Source organism: Sphingorhabdus arenilitoris (genome assembly GCF_042651485.1).
GTDB classification, from domain to species: Bacteria; Pseudomonadota; Alphaproteobacteria; order Sphingomonadales; family Sphingomonadaceae; genus Sphingorhabdus_B; species Sphingorhabdus_B arenilitoris.
The window spans coordinates 13,478-31,485 of the sequence record NZ_JBHSDH010000013.1; the positions used below are offsets into that span (position 1 = coordinate 13,478).

At 53.7% G+C, this 18,008-nt stretch carries 15 protein-coding genes and 1 tRNA gene; 7 read left to right on the forward strand and 9 right to left on the reverse strand.

The window, feature by feature from the left end; genetic code table 11:
• Window positions 1-38: 38 nt before the first annotated feature.
• From ACFOWX_RS04150 to ACFOWX_RS04160, 3 genes are all read left to right on the forward strand, one after another.
• Window positions 39-740, forward strand: coding sequence for an arylesterase (locus ACFOWX_RS04150; protein WP_381424904.1), 702 nt, complete (start codon window positions 39-41; stop codon window positions 738-740).
• A 119-nt stretch (window positions 741-859) separates the two neighbouring features.
• Window positions 860-2,068: a toxic anion resistance protein gene (locus ACFOWX_RS04155; RefSeq protein ID WP_381421616.1), complete on the forward strand. Its 1,209-nt coding sequence runs from the start codon at window positions 860-862 to the stop codon at window positions 2,066-2,068.
• Window position 2,069: 1 nt separating this feature from the next.
• Window positions 2,070-2,783: a hypothetical protein gene (locus ACFOWX_RS04160; protein WP_381421618.1), complete on the forward strand. Its 714-nt coding sequence runs from the start codon at window positions 2,070-2,072 to the stop codon at window positions 2,781-2,783.
• A 44-nt stretch (window positions 2,784-2,827) separates the two neighbouring features.
• Here the strand turns inward: ACFOWX_RS04160 and ACFOWX_RS04165 are convergent.
• Window positions 2,828-2,901: transfer RNA gene (locus ACFOWX_RS04165), tRNA-Gln, on the reverse strand.
• A gap of 179 nt (window positions 2,902-3,080) precedes the next feature.
• On the opposite strand from ACFOWX_RS04165, the gene ACFOWX_RS04170 reads away from it, so the two are divergent.
• The gene (locus ACFOWX_RS04170) at window positions 3,081-4,325 is read left to right on the forward strand and encodes a Ppx/GppA phosphatase family protein (RefSeq protein WP_381421620.1); all 1,245 of its coding nucleotides are present in this window, start codon (window positions 3,081-3,083) and stop codon (window positions 4,323-4,325) included.
• Window positions 4,326-4,339: 14 nt separating this feature from the next.
• A complete protein-coding gene (locus tag ACFOWX_RS04175; RefSeq protein ID WP_381421622.1) occupies window positions 4,340-5,023 on the forward strand; it encodes an RlmE family RNA methyltransferase in 684 nt (227 codons plus the stop codon).
• Window positions 5,024-5,050: 27 nt separating this feature from the next.
• Here the strand turns inward: ACFOWX_RS04175 and ACFOWX_RS04180 are convergent, their stop codons facing one another.
• From ACFOWX_RS04180 to ACFOWX_RS04190, 3 genes are all read right to left on the reverse strand, one after another.
• Window positions 5,051-5,863 (reverse strand): DsbA family protein, encoded by an 813-nt coding sequence (locus tag ACFOWX_RS04180; protein ID WP_381421624.1) that lies wholly within the window; start codon window positions 5,861-5,863, stop codon window positions 5,051-5,053.
• Complete coding sequence (locus tag ACFOWX_RS04185; protein ID WP_381421626.1) at window positions 5,860-7,269, reverse strand: M48 family metalloprotease; 1,410 nt, start codon at window positions 7,267-7,269, stop codon at window positions 5,860-5,862. Before ACFOWX_RS04185 ends, ACFOWX_RS04180 begins: the two co-directional genes overlap by 4 nt.
• A 117-nt stretch (window positions 7,270-7,386) precedes the next feature.
• Complete coding sequence (locus tag ACFOWX_RS04190) at window positions 7,387-10,083, reverse strand: ribonuclease E/G (protein WP_381421628.1); 2,697 nt, start codon at window positions 10,081-10,083, stop codon at window positions 7,387-7,389.
• A 499-nt stretch (window positions 10,084-10,582) separates the two neighbouring features.
• Here ACFOWX_RS04190 and ACFOWX_RS04195 point away from each other — a divergent pair, with 499 nt between their 5' ends.
• Window positions 10,583-11,212, forward strand: coding sequence for a LuxR C-terminal-related transcriptional regulator (locus tag ACFOWX_RS04195; protein ID WP_381421630.1), 630 nt, complete (start codon window positions 10,583-10,585; stop codon window positions 11,210-11,212).
• Here the strand turns inward: ACFOWX_RS04195 and ACFOWX_RS04200 are convergent.
• From ACFOWX_RS04200 to ACFOWX_RS04210, 3 genes are all read right to left on the reverse strand, one after another.
• Entirely contained in the window at window positions 11,209-11,697 is a 489-nt protein-coding gene (locus ACFOWX_RS04200; protein WP_381421632.1) for a hypothetical protein, read from the reverse strand. The two genes, ACFOWX_RS04195 and ACFOWX_RS04200, sit on opposite strands and share 4 nt — an antisense overlap.
• A 12-nt stretch (window positions 11,698-11,709) precedes the next feature.
• Entirely contained in the window at window positions 11,710-12,837 is a 1,128-nt protein-coding gene (prfB, locus tag ACFOWX_RS04205; RefSeq protein WP_381421634.1) for a peptide chain release factor 2, read from the reverse strand.
• A 105-nt stretch (window positions 12,838-12,942) separates the two neighbouring features.
• On the reverse strand, window positions 12,943-13,869 hold the full coding sequence (locus ACFOWX_RS04210; RefSeq protein ID WP_381421636.1) for a DUF3137 domain-containing protein: 927 nt from the start codon (window positions 13,867-13,869) through the stop codon (window positions 12,943-12,945).
• Between the two features lie 78 nt (window positions 13,870-13,947).
• On the opposite strand from ACFOWX_RS04210, the gene ACFOWX_RS04215 reads away from it, so the two are divergent.
• On the forward strand, window positions 13,948-14,502 hold the full coding sequence (locus ACFOWX_RS04215; RefSeq protein WP_381421638.1) for a LemA family protein: 555 nt from the start codon (window positions 13,948-13,950) through the stop codon (window positions 14,500-14,502).
• Window positions 14,503-14,584: 82 nt separating this feature from the next.
• Here ACFOWX_RS04215 and ACFOWX_RS04220 read toward each other — a convergent pair whose 3' ends face one another.
• Entirely contained in the window at window positions 14,585-15,373 is a 789-nt protein-coding gene (locus ACFOWX_RS04220) for a M48 family metalloprotease (protein WP_381421640.1), read from the reverse strand.
• Between the two features lie 43 nt (window positions 15,374-15,416).
• On the reverse strand, window positions 15,417-17,960 hold the full coding sequence (locus tag ACFOWX_RS04225; RefSeq protein WP_381421642.1) for a penicillin-binding protein 1A: 2,544 nt from the start codon (window positions 17,958-17,960) through the stop codon (window positions 15,417-15,419).
• Window positions 17,961-18,008: the final 48 nt, after the last annotated feature.

Sequence of the window (18,008 nt, forward strand, 5' to 3'; positions counted from 1 at the left end):
TGTTTGGAAGTGACAAAGGAGAGGCCCCGTTGATTAGAATGATTTCGCTGCGGAATTTATCGCTATATGGGGCGCTGCTGTTCCTTTTCCAAGGGCTTGTTGCCTGTGATGCCGCCCCGCCGCCGGATCAGGTGAAGCAGACCCAGCAAATGGCCTCCAAACAAAATGCGGAACCGACCCGTTTGGTGGTGGCATTTGGGGACAGCCTATATGCTGGATATCAATTGGACCCAAAGGACGGCTTTGCGCCGCAATTGCAAGCTGCCTTGCGGAAACAGGGCTTTGCCGTATCCGTCCTCAATGCCGGTGTTTCGGGCGATACCACGGCGGCCGGAAAGGCGCGGCTAAATTTCGTGCTCGATAACGCACCGCAGGAGGTGGAGATGGTGATATTGGGCCTAGGCGGCAATGATATGCTGCGCGGTATCCGGCCCGAGGAAACCCGCGCCAATATAACCGCAATGATGGATGAGCTGAAAAAACGGCGGATCGATGTGGTGTTAACAGGTATGATCGCCGCGCCGAATTTAGGAGCAGATTATGCCAGCAAATTCAATTCGATATATCCCGACCTTGCAAAGGAATATGATACTCCGCTTTATCCCTTTTTCCTCGACGGCGTGGTCACCGACAGCAAACTGATGCTCGCCGATGGTATTCACCCGAACAAGCAAGGCGTGAGCAAAATCGTAACCGGTATCGAACCGGTTATTGCAAGCGCGTTAAAGGCGAATGAATAGCGAATTTTCAAGCTGTCTTATAAAAATAATACAGTGCGGGCGGGATTGACTTGAAATCCGCCCATTTTCCCTCCATCTTGGCAGAAACAGCGAAATCTGCCCATTAGGAAGAGGGATTTATGTCAACAGAAACCAAGACTGCCACCGAAACTGATTTGAAGTTAACCCCGCCCGATCCGGTGCCTGTGGTTACGGCCGAAAAATCAGCAGGCCTGGTTCCGGTAACTGATGAGCAAAAAACCAAGCTTCAAGAACGGGTTGAGGCTTATATCGAAGATTTGATCGCGCAAGATGTGAATAGCCCGGAATTTGGCAAGCGCGTCGATCAGCTGACTAATATGGGCCGTAAGGAAATTATGGAGGCGGCGGGGCAAAGCAACCGTTTCCTCGACAAACCCATTCGGACAATGGACGGCAGCAGCGGCGTCGGCGCTGATCTGGCCGAATTGCGCAGGACGGTGGAGGACCTCGATCCTTCGAAAAAAGGCGATTTGCTGAGCAAGGAAAAATTATTCGGCATTATCCCGTGGGGTAATAAGCTGCGGAATTATTTTGACAGCTATCAAAGCTCGCAAACGCATATCAGTTCGATCTTGGAGCGGCTTGCCAATGGCAAAGACGAATTGCTGATGGATAATGCCGCAATTGATGTGGAGCGTCAGAATTTGTGGGCGTCGATGGGCAAGCTGGAACAGATGATCGTCATGTCGAAACAGCTGGATGGGAAGCTGGAGGAAAAAGCCGAAGAGCTTGACGCATCCGATCCGAAAAAGGCGAGAGCCGTGCGCGAAACCGCACTATTTTATGTGCGTCAGCGTACTCAGGATCTGCTCACCCAAATGGCGGTAACGGTGCAAGGCTATCTGGCGCTCGACTTAGTTAAAAAGAATAATGTGGAGCTGGTCAAAGGTGTCGACCGGGCGTCAACCACGACCGTCGGAGCATTGCGCACTGCGGTTACAGTCGCGCAGGCGATGACCAATCAGCGGTTGGTGCTGAGTCAGATTAACGCGCTCAACGAAACCACCGCTAATCTGATCGATAGCACGGGCAATCTGCTGCGCGAAAATACCGGCGCGATCCATGAACAAGCCGCCAACAGCACGATACCGCTCGAGACATTGAGCCGCGCTTTTCAGAATATCTACGATACGATGGATGCGATCGATACCTTCAAGTTGAAAGCGCTCGATCATATGAAGCAAACATCCGAAGCGCTCGACCAGGAACTTCAGAAATCCAAAGGCTATATCGCGAGAGCCGAAGGCCAGGCACAGGGGCTGGGCAGTGGGAGCGAGAGTAAATTGTTGAGCGCGTTGGAGGGGTAATTTGAACAATATCGCGTCACAATCCGATGAGATTATCCGGGCGGCTTCCAATTCGCTTCGTGCCCAAAAAACGGTGCCTATTGGTATGAAAGCCCGCGCGCTGCGCAAAGCGCATTTTTGGGGCAAGGTGCGCAATGCTGCGCTGGCTGTGGGCGCGGTGTTGATTGGCGCGGGCATTGTCGGCGCAGTGATTGACGGCATCGGATTTTGGGGGGTGATGATCACCGGCATTGCGGGCGCGGCGGCTGCATTTGTGTTGATGCGCTATCCCGATATGCCCATGCCCACCACGGAAAGCTTGAAGCATAGCGATTTGGAGACATTGGCTGGTAAGACCGAAATCTGGCTGGAAGCGCAGCAGCCGCTGTTACCAGCGCCAGCGGTAAAAATTATGCAGGATATTGGCGTGCGCCTCGACCAATTGGCGCCGCAGCTATCAACCCTGAACGAAAATGATCCGGCGGCCCGTGAAGTGCGGAAATTGGTCGGCGAACATTTGCCCGAACTGGTCAATGGCTATAAACGTATCCCTGCCAGTTTGAAGCAGCAGGATAATAAAGGCAAAACCCCCGAGGAGCAGCTGGTTAGCGGGTTGAAGCTGATCGACCGTGAAATTGAAACGGTAACCGGTCAGATTGCACGCGGCGAACTCGATAAGCTCGCCATCCGCGACCGCTATCTCGAACTCCGATATGACGGAGCAGGCGACCAATAACGTCGGTATCGCGTCAATGCCAATTGTTTTCGCCATATAGGAAATGGTTCCCCGGTAAGGATTCGAACCTCAATAGACGGAGTCAGAGTCCGTAGTCTTACCGTTAGACGACCGGGGAATATCGCGCTGCAAATGGGTGTGCCATGCTGGATTGTCAACCCTTTCATCAATTACCTGCGCATGAAATGCGACCCATTTGCGCAATAAAGTTGAATTATTAACCGGTTCGGCTTAGCTTGTCGGTCAGGTACCAAAGCGGTTTGCGTTTTGGATAGAAGATAAGAAATGAGTACGGTCATGGGCGAACCCGTCGCACCATCGCCGCAAAATGGTCGCGGCGGGAAAAAGCGGAAACGCGCCCGTCGCAAAAATGCGGCTCATAAAGCTGGCTCAATAGGGCCGGACACGTTCGCGGTAGCGGCAGAAAAAAAGGCTGATCCTGAAACGGGAAAGCCGCGTTCGTTCGCTCGGAATTCAAACGCCGACCATAATGGCGGTAATGGCCGAAGCCCAAAATCGCGCAAATCCGAATCCTTTGATCCGCGCCGCAGCTGGATCGGACGCTCGGCTTATGCTGCGCTCGACCTTGGCACCAATAACTGCCGGCTTCTGATTGCGCGTGCCGGGGCCGATGGGTTTACGGTTGTTGATGCATTTTCGCGTGTTGTTCGGCTGGGTGAAGGTTTGACCGCCACGGGAAAGATTAGCGATGAAGCCATGGACCGCGCGGTCGAAGCGCTATCGGTATGTGCTGACAAGTTAAAGCGCCGGAATGTGACATTGGCGCGGTCGGTCGCCACGGAGGCTTGCCGGCAAGCGGTGAATGGCGCGCAATTTATCGAACGTGTGCGGCTGGAAACCGGAATAGTGCTGGACATCATTCCGCCGCAGGAAGAAGCGCGTTTGGCAGTGATGGGTTGCCATGCGCTGCTGGAACCGGGTGATGGACCCGCATTGATATTTGATATTGGCGGCGGCTCAACCGAATTGGTGCTGGTATCCACAGATGGGGTGGTTCCGCAAATTATTGATTGGGTCAGCGTGCCTTGGGGCGTTGTGTCCTTGACCGAAAGCGAGCCTTTCGATCAGGAAGATGAGCAGGCACGGCGGGTTGGCTATGCCGCCATGCGCGCCAAGGTGTTGGCCAGCTTTGCTGAATTTGCGGAGCGTTTGCCAAATGATCGAGGCGATTTGCGGCTTTTGGGTACATCGGGCACGGTGACAACATTGGCCAGCGTTTATTTGGGCCTGCGCAATTATGACCGCAAACAAGTTGACGGGTTGCATTTGCCATCCGACGCGATGCGCGAGATTAGCCGCGAACTTGCAAGCCGAAGCCCCGACGGCCGCGCCGAATTTCCAACCATTGGCCGTGAACGCGCCGATTTGGTTGTTGCTGGCTGTGCGATATTGGAAGCGATATTGGATATTTGGCCCGGTGAACGGCTCGGTATTGCCGACCGGGGAATAAGAGAAGGTATTTTACGTGCATTAATGGCCAGCGACGAAAAACGCAGCGGCCCGAAATCACGGCACCCATAGGAGCGATCGCGAAAATGGCAAAAACTCCCTTTGGCGGCAAAATCTCTAACCGCAGCGTGGCTGGTAAACAGCGGGTGAAGACCGCGAAACGCCGGACGGCGCAATCGACTCGCTGGCTGGAGCGGCAATTGAACGATCCCTATGTGCAAAAAGCGCAAGCCGAGGGATATCGTAGCCGCGCAGCGTTTAAGCTAACCGAATTAAACGATAAATTCCATTTTCTGGACGGGCGTAAGGCGGTCGTCGATTTGGGCGTTGCGCCCGGTGGGTGGGCGCAGGTTGTTCGGCGGCTGCGCCCCAAAGCGGCGGTTGTCGGCATTGATTTGCTGCCCGTCGATCCGATTGAGGGCGTCACGCTGTTTGAAATGGATTTCATGGCGGATGATGCGCCCGATTTGCTGACAGACGCGCTGGGCTCTGCGCCGGACCTGATCCTATCGGATATGGCGGCCAATACAGTTGGTCACAAACAAACCGACCATTTGCGCACAATGGGCCTCGTTGAGGCGGCCGCAGATTTTGCTATTCAAACATTAATGCCCGGCGGTCATTTTGTGTCCAAATGTTTCGCCGGCGGCACTGATGGTGAATTGCTGAAATTATTGAAAAGCAATTTCACGGTGGTCAAACATGCAAAGCCGCCCGCCAGCCGCAAGGGCAGCGTTGAATGGTATGTTGTAGCCATGGGCCGCAAATAACCGCTGACTTAGGGTCCGGACCCTTGATCAGCTTTTACTTTCACGCGCTTTTTTGATGGCGGCATTCAGCCGGTCAAATCCTTGCGCACCTTCGATAATCTGATTGCCAATGATGAAGGTCGGGGTGCCGTTAAATCCGATTTGCTGCATCATCGCCAAGTTATTATCTAACTCCGCATTGGCCTCGGCGGAGCTGGCAAATTTTTCGGCTGCGGCCATATCCAGGCCGACATTTTGCGCTGCTTTTCGGATGGTGGCGTCATCGGGTTTTCCAGCGGCGAACATCGCGCGGTGAAAGGCGTCATGCTTACCCTGCTTTGCCGCTGCCAATGCCCATAGCGCGGCGGTTCGGCTCGATGGTTTTAATATTGGGATTTCGCGGTAGATCAGGCGGATATTGCCATCGGATTTCAACAACTGGTCGACATCGGCCACCGTTTGCCGGCAAAAGCCGCAGTTATAATCGGTAAATTCGACAATAGTGATGTCGCCATTGGGGTTGCCCGCGACATCGCCGGCAAAGGGAGTTTTGATCGCGTCACCAACGGATTCGAGCCGCTGCGCCATTTCCCGGCTTTGCAGCACGCCGATTGCTTCGGTGATGATTTCGGGATTTTCGAGGATATAGGCCCGCACCAATGCCTCGGTTGCCTTGCGCTCAGCATCGCTCATTCCGGCAGCGGCGACCGCGTCATCGGCATCCTTCGATGCGGCGCTGCTGTCGCTGCTCGCCGCGCTGCTCCTATTTTGATAGATGTACACGGCAAAACTGCTGATCAAAAAAACGCCGATCAGTAACAGGTAAAAGGGCAGGCGGCTCGCGTTTTTGGTTTCGGTCATGCGCGGGGATTATCGAAAGTCACCCCGCTACGCAATCGCCTCTTTCCTTGTTTTTGTAATTGTTCCAATTGCGCCTGCGCGACCAGATTGATGTCCTGCGCGCGGATCCAGTCCGGCGTATATTCTTTCAACCCGGCCATCGCGGTTTGCGCATTGCGCAGGGCTGCGTCAGGATCACCGATCATCAGGCTTCTCTCTGCGCTGGCAAGCGCGGCCCGAGGTTCATCGCCGCGTTTTGCGTAAACCACACCCAATTGGTACCATGCGAATGGGTTTCGGTTATCCTTAACAATCGCCGCTTTCAGCACGCGTTCGGCCTCTTCCAATCGGCTGCTATCTTCGCTCGCAATTAGGGCATGACCAAAAATCCCGGCGATGAGCGGCTGATTGTTGGTCAGCGTTGTGGCCTGACGCAGCGGTGTGATCGCTTCGGCGGGTTTGCCGGATTCGAGCAATATCTGCCCGTAAAGCTCAAGGAAATAGGGGTCTTTAGGCGCTATCGCCAATAACGCTTGCGCTTCATCCAATGCTTTTTGCGGATAGGCCGCCTGATGCCATGCGTAGGCGCGGGCATAGCGGGCTGGGATACTTTGATCTGTTTCGGGATAGGTGCGCAAGGTGCGGTTGGGATCATCAATATAGCCGAGCAGCTTTGCCTTTATCCGCAAGAAATCCTCTTGCCATTTCGGGTTGGGGACCGCTTCCCATGCAGGATCTTTTTGATACGTATCCTGCAATACAGAAATACGCTCGCCCGACAGCGGGTGTGTCCGGTTATAGCTATCCTCTTGCGGGATGCCGAGGCGAAATTCGAAATTCTGAAGCTTCTTAAAAAAAGCGATGGAACCTTTACCGGTAATCCCTGCCTTCGAAAGATATTCCGCGCCAGACGCATCGGCCACACCTTCTTGACCGCGTGTATAGGCAAGCAATTTGCCCAGCGCTGCCTGTTGGCCCGCACCCAATATCCCGGCGCCGGCTTCGCCCGATCCTGCCGCGATGGCGGCTGCCGCCAGGATCAGGCTCAATATACTAATTCCTGTGGCAGTTTTATAGCCTTCACCAAAACGCACCGCATGACCGCCAACCACATGGCCCAATTCATGTGCGATTACGCCTTGAACCTCATTAGCGCTATCGGCGGCTTCGATCAGGCCGACATGAATATAAACCGCCTGTCCGCCCGCGACAAAGGCATTGATCGACCGATCATTAACCAAGATAATGTCAACATTATTGGGATTGAGGCCAGCGGCGCGGATCAATGGTTCCGATATTTCATCGAAAAAAGCTTCGGTTTCCGCATCGCGCAATATGGATTGCGCCATTGCCGGTTGAACGGACAGCACGATGAGAAGCAACAAGGTGATTGCCGCACGCATGGCTGCAAAGAGGGGTAGGTTCATAACGCATAACATGACGCGCCGTAGCTGAACACGCAATGAAGAAATGAAAAGCCCCGCCGATTGGAAAACCGGCGGGGCTTTTATTATGTCAAATAAGGCCTTTGGCCACAGATGCATTTAACCAAATGTGCGCTGCCACCATCCGCTGCGTGATGGTTTTTGGTCTTTGCTGTCGCTGTCATCCGAGGTTGCCGGTTCAGAGGCTGTAACGGATTCCGATGCAGCTTCAGTCTTTTTTGCCCGCGATGCGCGCTTTCTGGGAGCCGCTTTTTCGGTTGCGGATGCGCCCTCATCGGTCTCCGCAGCCGCCTTGGGTTCGGCCTTTTTGCGAGGCTTCCGCGTGGCGACCGGTTTGTCTGCGGCAACCGGTTCACCTTCTACGGCCGCTTTTGCTTTTGCTCGGCTCGGGCGCTTGGCTTTCGGCTTTTGCGCAATTTCAGCTTCCGGCTGACTGGTTTCGGCAGCTACCTCAGCGCTTTTTGCGGCGTCTGCTTTGGCCTTTGCCGGAGTGCGGCGGCGTTTCGGCTTTTCCGTCACTACTTGCTCGCCTTCACCCGCATTGTCGGCTTCAGCAACGGCGCTGTCCACCTCAGGTGCGGCCTTCGCCCTAGGGCCGCGCCGCGAGCGTTTGGCTCTTGGCTTCTCTTCGCTGTTATCGTCCGTGTTTGCTTCTGCTGTTTCAGCAGGTTTGCTCTCACCGTCGGCCGCAGCTTCATTTTGAGCGCCATCTTCGTCGCGATTTCGGCGGTCACGGTTGCGCCCGCCCCGTCGTCCTCGGCGGCGTTTGCGCTTATTGCCGTTTGCCTGCGTCTCGTCGCTGGCGGATTCTTGGACGTCATCGGTGCTATCGTTGATGCCGTCTTCTTCCTCCTCATCCTCATCATCTTCGACAAGGTCGATGATTGGGGCAGGCAAATTTGGACGGTCGGGCTTTGGCCCTGAACAGCTGACCGACATTTTTGCGCCCTCATCCTCACCATTGGGAATGATTGAGATGCTGACATGATAGCGTTCTTCGATTTCTGCGAGCTCCGCACGTTTGTTGTTGAGCACGTAAATTGTGGCTTCTTGGCTGGCTTGCAGTTGGATCTGGCTCCCATTACCGCGCGCCGCTTCATCTTCGATCAAGCGAAGGGCGGATAATGCAGAGGAGCTTTCGGTGCGGACCAATCCTGTGCCCTCGCAATGCGGGCATTCGCGGGTCGATGCCTCTAGCACGCCAGTGCGTAGGCGCTGCCGCGACATTTCCATCAAGCCAAAGCTAGAAATCCGGCCGACCTGTATCCGGGCGCGGTCATTTTTCAACGCCTCTTTCATTGCGCGTTCAACCTTACGGTTGTTCGAATGATGCTCCATGTCGATAAAGTCGATCACGACCAATCCGGCCATATCGCGCAAACGCAATTGACGAGCGATTTCGCGGGCGGCTTCTAAATTGGTCGATAGCGCCGTTTGTTCAATGCCATGCTCTTTGGTCGATCTGCCCGAGTTAATGTCGATGGAAACGAGCGCCTCGGTCGGGTTGATGACGATATATCCACCTGATTTCAATTGCACAATCGGGTGATACATCGCGTTCAACTGATCTTCTGCGCCATAGCGCTGGAACAGCGGGACGGCATCTGCATATTGTTTCACCCGTTTTGCATGGCTGGGCATCAGCAGCTTCATGAAGTCCTTGGCCGCGCGGTAACCATCCTCGCCTTCGACAATGACTTCTCCAATGTCGCGATTGTAAATGTCCCGAATGGCTCGTTTGATCAGGTCGCTGTCGGAATGGATCAATTCGGGCGCGGACGCTCTTAATGTTTGTTCGCGGATCCCATCCCAAAGCCGGGCGAGATAATCAAAGTCCCGCTTGATCTCTGGTTTAGTCCGGGCAAGGCCCGCCGTGCGGATGATGCAGCCCATGGTGGAGGGCAGGGTCATATCCGAAATGATTGATTTCAACCTTTTACGGTCGGATGCGCTGCTGATTTTGCGGCTAATCCCGCCGCCATGAGAGGTATTGGGCATCAGCACGCAATAGCGTCCCGCCAGGCTTAAATAGGTGGTCAGAGCCGCACCTTTATTGCCGCGCTCTTCTTTCACGACTTGGACGAGCAGAACCTGACGGCGGTGAATGACGTCCTGAATTTTATAGCGGCGGCGAATGTTCATCCGCTTTGCGCGGGCTTCATCGCTGGCCTTTGCTTTGCCCCGGCCGGGTTTGCCGCTCTTGGCATTGTTCCCTTTTCCGCCACGTCCCCGGCGATTTCGGCCCCGGCCTCGTTCGCGGCCATTCTCACTATTTTCAGCGTCTGCCTCACCGTCTTCATTATCGCCAGCATCGTCATCATCGTCGGAATTTTCATCATCCAACTTGGGCTCTTCGCCCTCGCTCACGTCAATCGTGTCGACACTGTCGTCATCGTCAATTTCGATGACATCGCTATCTTCGTCGCCAACGGCTTCTGACCGCATCAATTCGGCTGGCTCGTCGCCTTCCTCCTCTTCTTGCTCACGCAGCGCGGCTTCTTCGGCGGCTGCCTCTGCCTCTTCGGCAAGTAGTCGTTCGCGATCTTCCTTTGGTATTTGATAATAATCAGGGTGGATTTCGGCGAAGGCGAGGAAACCATGACGGTTGCCGCCATAATCAACGAATGCCGCCTGAAGCGACGGTTCGACCCGTGTTACTTTTGCTAGATAAATATTGCCTTTGAGCTGTTTATGCTCAGCAGATTCAAAATCAAACTCCTCAATTTTGTTCCCTGTGACGACGGCGACACGGGTCTCTTCCCGGTGCCGCGCATCGATTAACATACGCGTTGTCATTTATTTTTCTCCGGATGGCGCGTGCCGCAGCCATAGACCGTAGCCTGCCATCTCTATGGTTAAGTCCGCCCGTGCCAGCTGGTAAGCCGGATGAATAATAGGGGCGGGATTGTTTTGTTATTATGAAAATTGCTTTGGCTGGACGGGCATAGCAGACGCTTTTCGCGCGTGCGTTACTTCCATACCATGCGGCGGCCCTTTGCGGGACAGCCATGGTGGAAATAATATACCTCATGCAGCTTCAACCTGTAATGCGCCGCTGCTAATATCAGATGATTAAGCGGCTTAATTCAGCAAATACATTCCTTTTGAATGCAGCTGTTACGGTGGTAGCACCGCTTATTCCTTGCGGCAAGTATATTGGGTGGATAAAAATATCACAGCAGGCGCCCCCGGACACCGTTTGGCCTTGCAATAAAAATGTTGTTTTACTGACCGTGAAAAACAATCAATGTTTCCGTTGCCTTTTCCGCCAAACTGGTTCAGCTTAGACGCTGACATGACAACGGGAACACAATTGAAAAGTGGAAATCGCAAAAATCCAATTTTGGCGTCTATCGAACATAGTCCGATAGCCACTGTCATTAGCGACCCGCGTCAAAAAAATAATCCTATCGTTGCGAGCAATAAAGCTTTTTCAGAGCTGACCGGCTATCCTGAGGAAGAGATAATCGGCCGCAATTGCAAATTTTTGGCAGGCGAGGGGACGGAGCCTTGGCTAACGGAAAAACTGCGGGAAGGCATAGCCGCACAAAAGCCGGTTCTGGTCGAGCTCCTCAATTATAAACGCGACGGCACGCCGTTCCGCAACGCGGTGTTGATCGCCCCTGCTTTTGATGATGATGGTGTCTTGGAATATTTCATCGGATCACAGGTTGAATTGCCCGAGGACGCCGACGCTCCGTCGGTCAACCGTCATCAAAATGCCGTTGAAATTGTGAGCCACCTTTCGCCCCGGCAGAAAGAGATTTTGCAGAAAATGGCTGCTGGTTTTCGTACCAAGCAAATTGCTTATCAATTGTCATTGAGCGAAAAAACCGTGCAAATGCACCGGATGTTGCTTTTCAAAAAGCTGCAAACGTCAAACGCCGCCGATGCAGTTAGGATCGCCGTAGAGGCAGGGCTTTAGGTGGTTGGCAGATTACGCACGGCGGACCAAAGCAGAGCGCGTGAATATAGTTTGTGGAACCATAATGTTGCCGAAAATAAACGGGGAATACGGCTGCCGTTGCCTTTGGCTCGCACTATTGCTGTGCCGAAAAATAGCTTGCTGCCCTGATCCTCAGTCACCATGAACCAAGACAAGGTCATACCCTTATAGTCCCGCATAAGGAGCTGCCCTTCGCTCCGCGTTTCGACCGTCCAGGCCGAGAAATTTTCTATTTCACCATGGGCCAATAGCCGGGCCTGATGATCGGTCGAGGGCTTCGCGATCAACAACCTCAATATCAGCCGTTCAAATTTGAATAAGCGGCTGGTGTAAAACGCCTGCACAAATTCGTTCAGAGTAACAACCGTGCTGACCTTCACATGATAACAATCGGCATAACCGCCTTCGTCGCGATAGTGCCGGTGTAAGGCGTTATCCGGCAACATATGCGGCATCGGCATCATACACGCGGCTTGTTAATCGTTATCATCCACATCGACCGCTTCGCCTGTGACTTTTTGCGCCAGCGCAGCGGCGATGAAGGGATCGAGCGAACCGTCGAGCACGTCAAAGGGCGCGGTGCTGACGACGCCGGTGCGCAGGTCCTTCACTTGTTGATAAGGTTGCAGGACATAGCTGCGTATCTGATGCCCCCAACCAATTTCGGTTTTGGCTTCATACTCGCTGCCCGCCGCTTCTTCTCGCCTGCGTAGCTCGGCCTCATACAGCCGCGCTTTCAACATTCCCATCGCAGTGGCGCGGTTTTTATGTTGGCTGCGGTCATTTTGACTAGCGACAACGATGCCCGTTGGTTTGTGGGTGATCCGCACTGCGCTGTCGGTGGTGTTAACATGCTGCCCGCCGGCGCCCGACGCGCGGTAGGTATCGATTTTCAAATCGCCCTCATTAATGTCAATTTCGATATTATCGTCAATCACGGGATAGACCCAGACAGAGGAAAAACTGGTGTGCCGTTTCGCCGCGCTATCATAGGGCGAAATGCGGACCAACCGGTGCACACCGCTTTCGGTCTTGGCATAGCCATAGGCATTTTCGCCCTTTATCTGCATCGTGGCGGTCTTAATTCCCGCTTGATCGCCCGACTGATATTCCATCATTTCGACCTTATAGCCGCGCGCCTCGGCCCAGCGCATATACATACGCTGCAACATTTCGGCCCAATCCTGGCTTTCGGTGCCGCCTGCGCCTGCGTGGATTTCGATGAAACAGTCATTGCCGTCGGCTTCACCGGACAGCAGCGCAGCAACCTTATCCTTGTCCGCCCGAATGGCGAGCTTTTCCAAATCAGCTACGCCTTCATTCGCCAGCGCCTCATCGCCCTCCATTTCGGCCAGCTCAATCAATTCCACCGTGCCGGTTTTGGCCGCGTCAATTTCGCGCACCGTTGTAATCGCGCTATCGAGGCGGCGGCGTTCGCGCATCACTTCTTCGGCCGCCTTCGGATCATCCCACAGGGTCGGATCTTCGACCCGCGCGTTTAATTCATCTAACCGCCGGAGCGCTCGTTCCCAATCGAGCGACATGCGCACCAGATTAAGCGCGGCATCAATAGTTTGAACAAAGCCTTCTGCGTCGGCGCGCATGGAACACTCCAAATGAAAAATGAATTGCCGCGCCTTAGCGCAATGCACGCCGATGTAAAGTGACAGGCCAGCAATGAAAAGCCGGTTTTCGTGAATAATCGCGGATTAACGCGGGCGTTCATTCAATTTTTTTACTAACGCCGCGATAGTAGCAAATTGCGATATTGTCTTGCCCAGTCTTTCGCGATCCTGCGCCGGATCAAGCGAAGCGCTTTCAAACATATCATTGGTTTTCATTACCAAAATAATATCGCCTTCCTTGAATAAGGCTGTCATTTTCGATCCGTCAAACTCCCGCTCAATCGCTAACAACCGTTCGCAATATTCCGGATGGACCAAATAGCGGCTTTCGACCTGATCATTGCCATATACATCGAATGTATCTTCGAAATCCGGGTGCACCATTTTGATCCGCTCGAGCTTTTCCCCGCCATAATTTTTATTATCGCCGAACAAGGTGAATTTGAAACCATCGCGCCGGACCAGTGTCGTCCCCAGAAAACTGCGCGCGAATTGCAGGCGTAGCACAATACCGGAAAATACGGTGACCGTCTGTTTATCTTTCCCGCTGCCCTGCTCTTCCGTCAATCTAGTTTCGTAGAGCAGGAAATCTGTACCACTTATGCTGCCATGCCATTGATCCTGAAAATAGCTATCATCATGGCTTGGCAGCAAACGATAGGTGCGTGCCGTCTTGAATTCCTGACCGGGGAAAGCATCAACTGAATAATTAATGTCAAGCGCTTTTGCGAGCGATCCGTTCATTTCCTGTTTGAGGATATTCACCATCTGCTGCTGGATATGTTGCCCATAGGCAAAAAAGCCGAAGCCGATGATACCGGCTGCAAAATAACCAAAGGTACCCCAGCCCATTACCAGTGCAATTGTGCCAACAATAGCGGCCGCAGCGACACCCCATATTCTGATCTTGAATAGCTTAGCGGCGGTGCGCGCCCGTGCCGCTTTTTGTCCTTCAAGCCATTCACCCAGTCCGCCGTCAAACAAACTGTCTACATCGGGTAATTCAATCATATTTTGCATCTCCCCCTGCAGATGATATACCACTTTACCTGTCTATCTGGTGGATTAAAACGGGGGAGTAAAGCGAACATGTGGATCATTATTACGGTTCTTATTTTGGCAGCAATCATGCTGATTTTCATTTATAACCGTTTGGTGGGCCTTCGTCAGAATTGCAAACAAGGCTGGGCGGATATTGACGCTCAATTGCGCCAGCGCCACGATTTAATCCCCAATTTGGTCGAAACAGTCAAAGGATATGCCGCCCATGAAAGCAAAACCCTGGACGCGGTGGTCGCTGCCCGTAACAGCGCCATTTCCGCCCGCGGCCCCGATCGTATGGCACAGGCCGAGGCAGGGCTTTCCGGCGCGCTAAAAGGCTTGTTTGCGCTTGCGGAAAACTATCCGGACTTAAAAGCCAACACGAACTTCCTGTCGCTGCAAGGGGAAATGGCCGATGTTGAAGATAAGCTTGCTGCATCGCGGCGGGCCTTTAACGCGGCGGCAGCGGATTATAATGCAGCGCGGGAAAGCTTTCCCGCCGTGCTGTTCGCCAGCGGTTTTGGCTTTACGGCGCAGGAATTCTGGGAATTAAATGCCGATGATCGCCCTCTGCTGGAATCCGCACCAAAGGTTGAATTTTAGTCAAAGAAATAACGGCAACAAAAAAGCCCGCCGGGTTGTCCGAGCGGGCTTTTTGGTTTTTATGGCAGCGCCGCTGGAGCTATTACACCAGCTTGCGCATCCTTTTGGAGCGTGCCTCTGGGCTTGGGTGAGTTTGCAGCCACGGCAGGCCGCCGCCGCTTCCCAATTCGGCCAATTTGTCCAGAGCCGTCACACAAGCCTGCGCATCATATCCTTTGCCCTTCATAAAGCTCATCGCATAGTCGTCGGCTTCATTTTCGTTTTTCTGGCTATGCTGCGCGACCATAACCTGCTGGATCAACCCGCCTAGCTCACCCTCAGCAATTCTACCCGCGGTGCCGCCTGCGGCCGATGCTCCTTTGCGCAGTGCGCTGGCCCGAAGCGCTGCCTGCATCCGTTTGCGGCTATGCCCTGCCTGCACATGACCGATTTCGTGGCCAATCACATAGCGAATTTCATTATCGGTGAATTTGTCCATCAATCCGGCAAAAACGCGGATCGTCCCGTCGGCCATCGCAAAGGCATTCACGTCGGAAACCAGATAGGCTTTAATGTCCAAATCCAACCCGTCATGCTTTTCCAAACCTTTTGAAAGAGCAGCAATACGCTTGCCATAGGGATCTTTGGGGCCAGCAACGGGATTCAGCCGGTCATATTCCGCCGCCATTTGGGAAAAATTGCTTTTCAACTGCTCATCGCTCAGCGTTTCGGCCTCAGCCAAATCTTTTGCTGCGCCTAAGGCTTTGCCTAACTTAAATTGCGCCATAGCTGGCGTTGCAAAGCTGATACCACCAGCCAAAGCGCTGATCGTCATGATTTGCCGGCGGGTTAGCTGAATCCCCTCATTCTCGCTTTTCATTTTGTCTGTCATAGTTGGTCCTCCATGGGTCTAATGAGATCGACAAGATCGGGCGTTAATAAATACCGCCTTGCTCTTGAATAAAGTCTTGGTCGCGTTTCGTGCCCGATGCTCCTTGAACCGGGGCCGGTGCAGCGGCGCTTGTGCCGTTATCCTGATTACCGCTGGCTTTCCGGGTGTCAGATTTCGGACGTTTCCGGTCGGTCCGTGCTGCAATCTCTTCTTTGCGGATCGACCTTTTGGGTTCGGTTTCCGCTTTGAATGCCTCCCATATCACGCCGCTTTTCGGATCATTGCCGGGCCATGCGCCAAATACGCGCTTGCCAGTTGTCCGATCGATTCGAACGAGCCGGGCACCTGCGGGGGCGATGAAAGGCGTTTTGGGCATATCGGCCATCGCCTCACGCGCAAATTGTTTAAAGATAGGCGCGGCCAGTGCACCGCCCTGCGCATAGCCGCCCATATTGCGCGGCTGATCAAATCCGAGATAGACGCCCGACACCAGATTGGGCGAACCACCAACGAACCATACATTGGTCGGGCCAGAAGTAGTCCCGGTCTTACCAAATAAAGGACGGTCCAAGTCGCGCAATATCGTTGCTGTCCCGCGCTGTATCACACCCTCCAGCATGTGGACGACCTGATAGGCTGTAACCGGATCCATCAACTGTTTACCGGCGGCGGTAAAGCGCGGCATAGCGCGGCCGTCCCAATCCTTCGCATTGCACCCTTGGCATGGTTTCCATTTGGACGGCCAGATCACCTTACCGCGGCGATCCTGAGCATAATCGATGAATGTGGGTTTCAGCTCCCGGCCATGATTGACCAGCATCGAATAGGCATTGGTCATTTTAAGCACCGTTGTATCGCCCGCCCCCAATGCAAACGAGAGGTAGGGCGGATATTCGCCAATCCCCATGGTTTTGAAGGTTTCGGACACATTGGCCATACCGGAATCACTCGCGGCACGAATGGTCATCAAATTACGTGACTGTTCCAGCCCCCAACGCATGGTTTTGGGCCCCGCGCCCCGCGACCCGCCAAAGTTGCGGAAACATTTGCGGCCCAGCGATGCCGATTGCCAAACGCAATAAGGTCCATCGACAATGATGGTGGCCGGCGTCATGCCATTGTCGAGCGCCGTGGCATATACGAATGGTTTGATCGTCGATCCGGGCTGACGCTGTGCCTGTGTTGCGCGGTTAAAACTTGAGATGCGCGAGTCAAATCCACCTTGGACGGCCAGTACGCGGCCGTTCAGCGGGTTTTGGACAACCATACCGCCGCCAACCTCTGGAATGATCCGCAAAGCAAAATTCTTGCCCCCGCTCGGCGCGACCGCGATGATGTCGCCTAGCTTTAATGCAGCGGGACGGCCTACCAATAATCCTGTTGATCCATCGGCAAAACCAATATCGGCGTTGCTCCCCTTCATGCCAATTGCCACGGCGGCGCGCCAGTTGGAATAATCAATACCGATATTCGATCCGGCCAGCCGCGACTGCCATTTTCCATCATCCATTGGAATGGTTGCAATTGGGCCTTTCCAACCTTGGCCGCCATGGTAACGCAGCATACCGTCGCGCAATGCTTTTGTGGTCAGCTCCTGATAAAAAGGATTCATGGATGTGCGCACCCACAGACCGCCTGCATAGACACTATAGGGGTTACGGCCTTCATCGGCGGTTTCGCCAAATCGTTCGATTAATTGCCGCCGGACTTCCTCCACAAAATAGCCGCCGATGCGCCCATATTCCTTTGACCTGCTATTGACGAGGCCAAGTGGCATGGCCTTTGCCTTTGCCAACTGCGCTTCGGTGATCCAATCATTATTATACATTTCGCCCAGGACCCAGTTCCGGCGCTTCAGCGCGGATTCGGCATTTTTCAATCGACCATAGGTTTCAGGAGCTTTGGGCAAAATCGCCAAAAAGGCCATTTCATGCAATTGCAGTTGATCGACACTTTTGTTGAAATAGGCCTGAGCCGCTGCCTCAACGCCGAAAGATCGCCTGCCGAGCGCAATTTCATTCAGATATAGCGACAAAATCTGCTGTTTGTTCAAGGTCGATTCAATACGCCGGGCGAGAAAAACCTCTTTCAATTTCCGAGTATAGCTAAGCTCATTGGTCAAAAGCAGGTTTTTTGCCACCTGCTGCGTGATTGTCGATGCCCCAACCGGGCGGCCATCTCGGGTCAAATTGCCTAAAGCCGCGCTAACGATACCGGGATAGTCGATGCCGCCATGCTGGAAAAATGTCTTATCCTCCGCCGCAAGATAGGCGCGGACCAACAGCGGCGGGAAATCGGCGTAATCCAACTGCACCCGGTTTTCGCGGGCATAGCTATGATATGGCATGCCATTTATGTCACGCACCACGGTCGGCAGCGGCGATTGATATTCGAGCAGCTGATCAGTGTCCGGCAAGTTGCGAATGATAAAAATCCACAGGAGCAGCAAGAAAAAAAGCCCCGCCGCCGAGATGTAGGATAACCAGCGGAACCAGGGATGCTGCCACATTTTCTGCAGCTTTTCCCATAGCCCGCCAACTTCGCGCGTCAGTTTATAACTGATATTATTAGATTCTGTTTCGTCCATTACCCGCCATATCTAACGGATTTGCGGAACAGGTCCAGTTTCTATTCG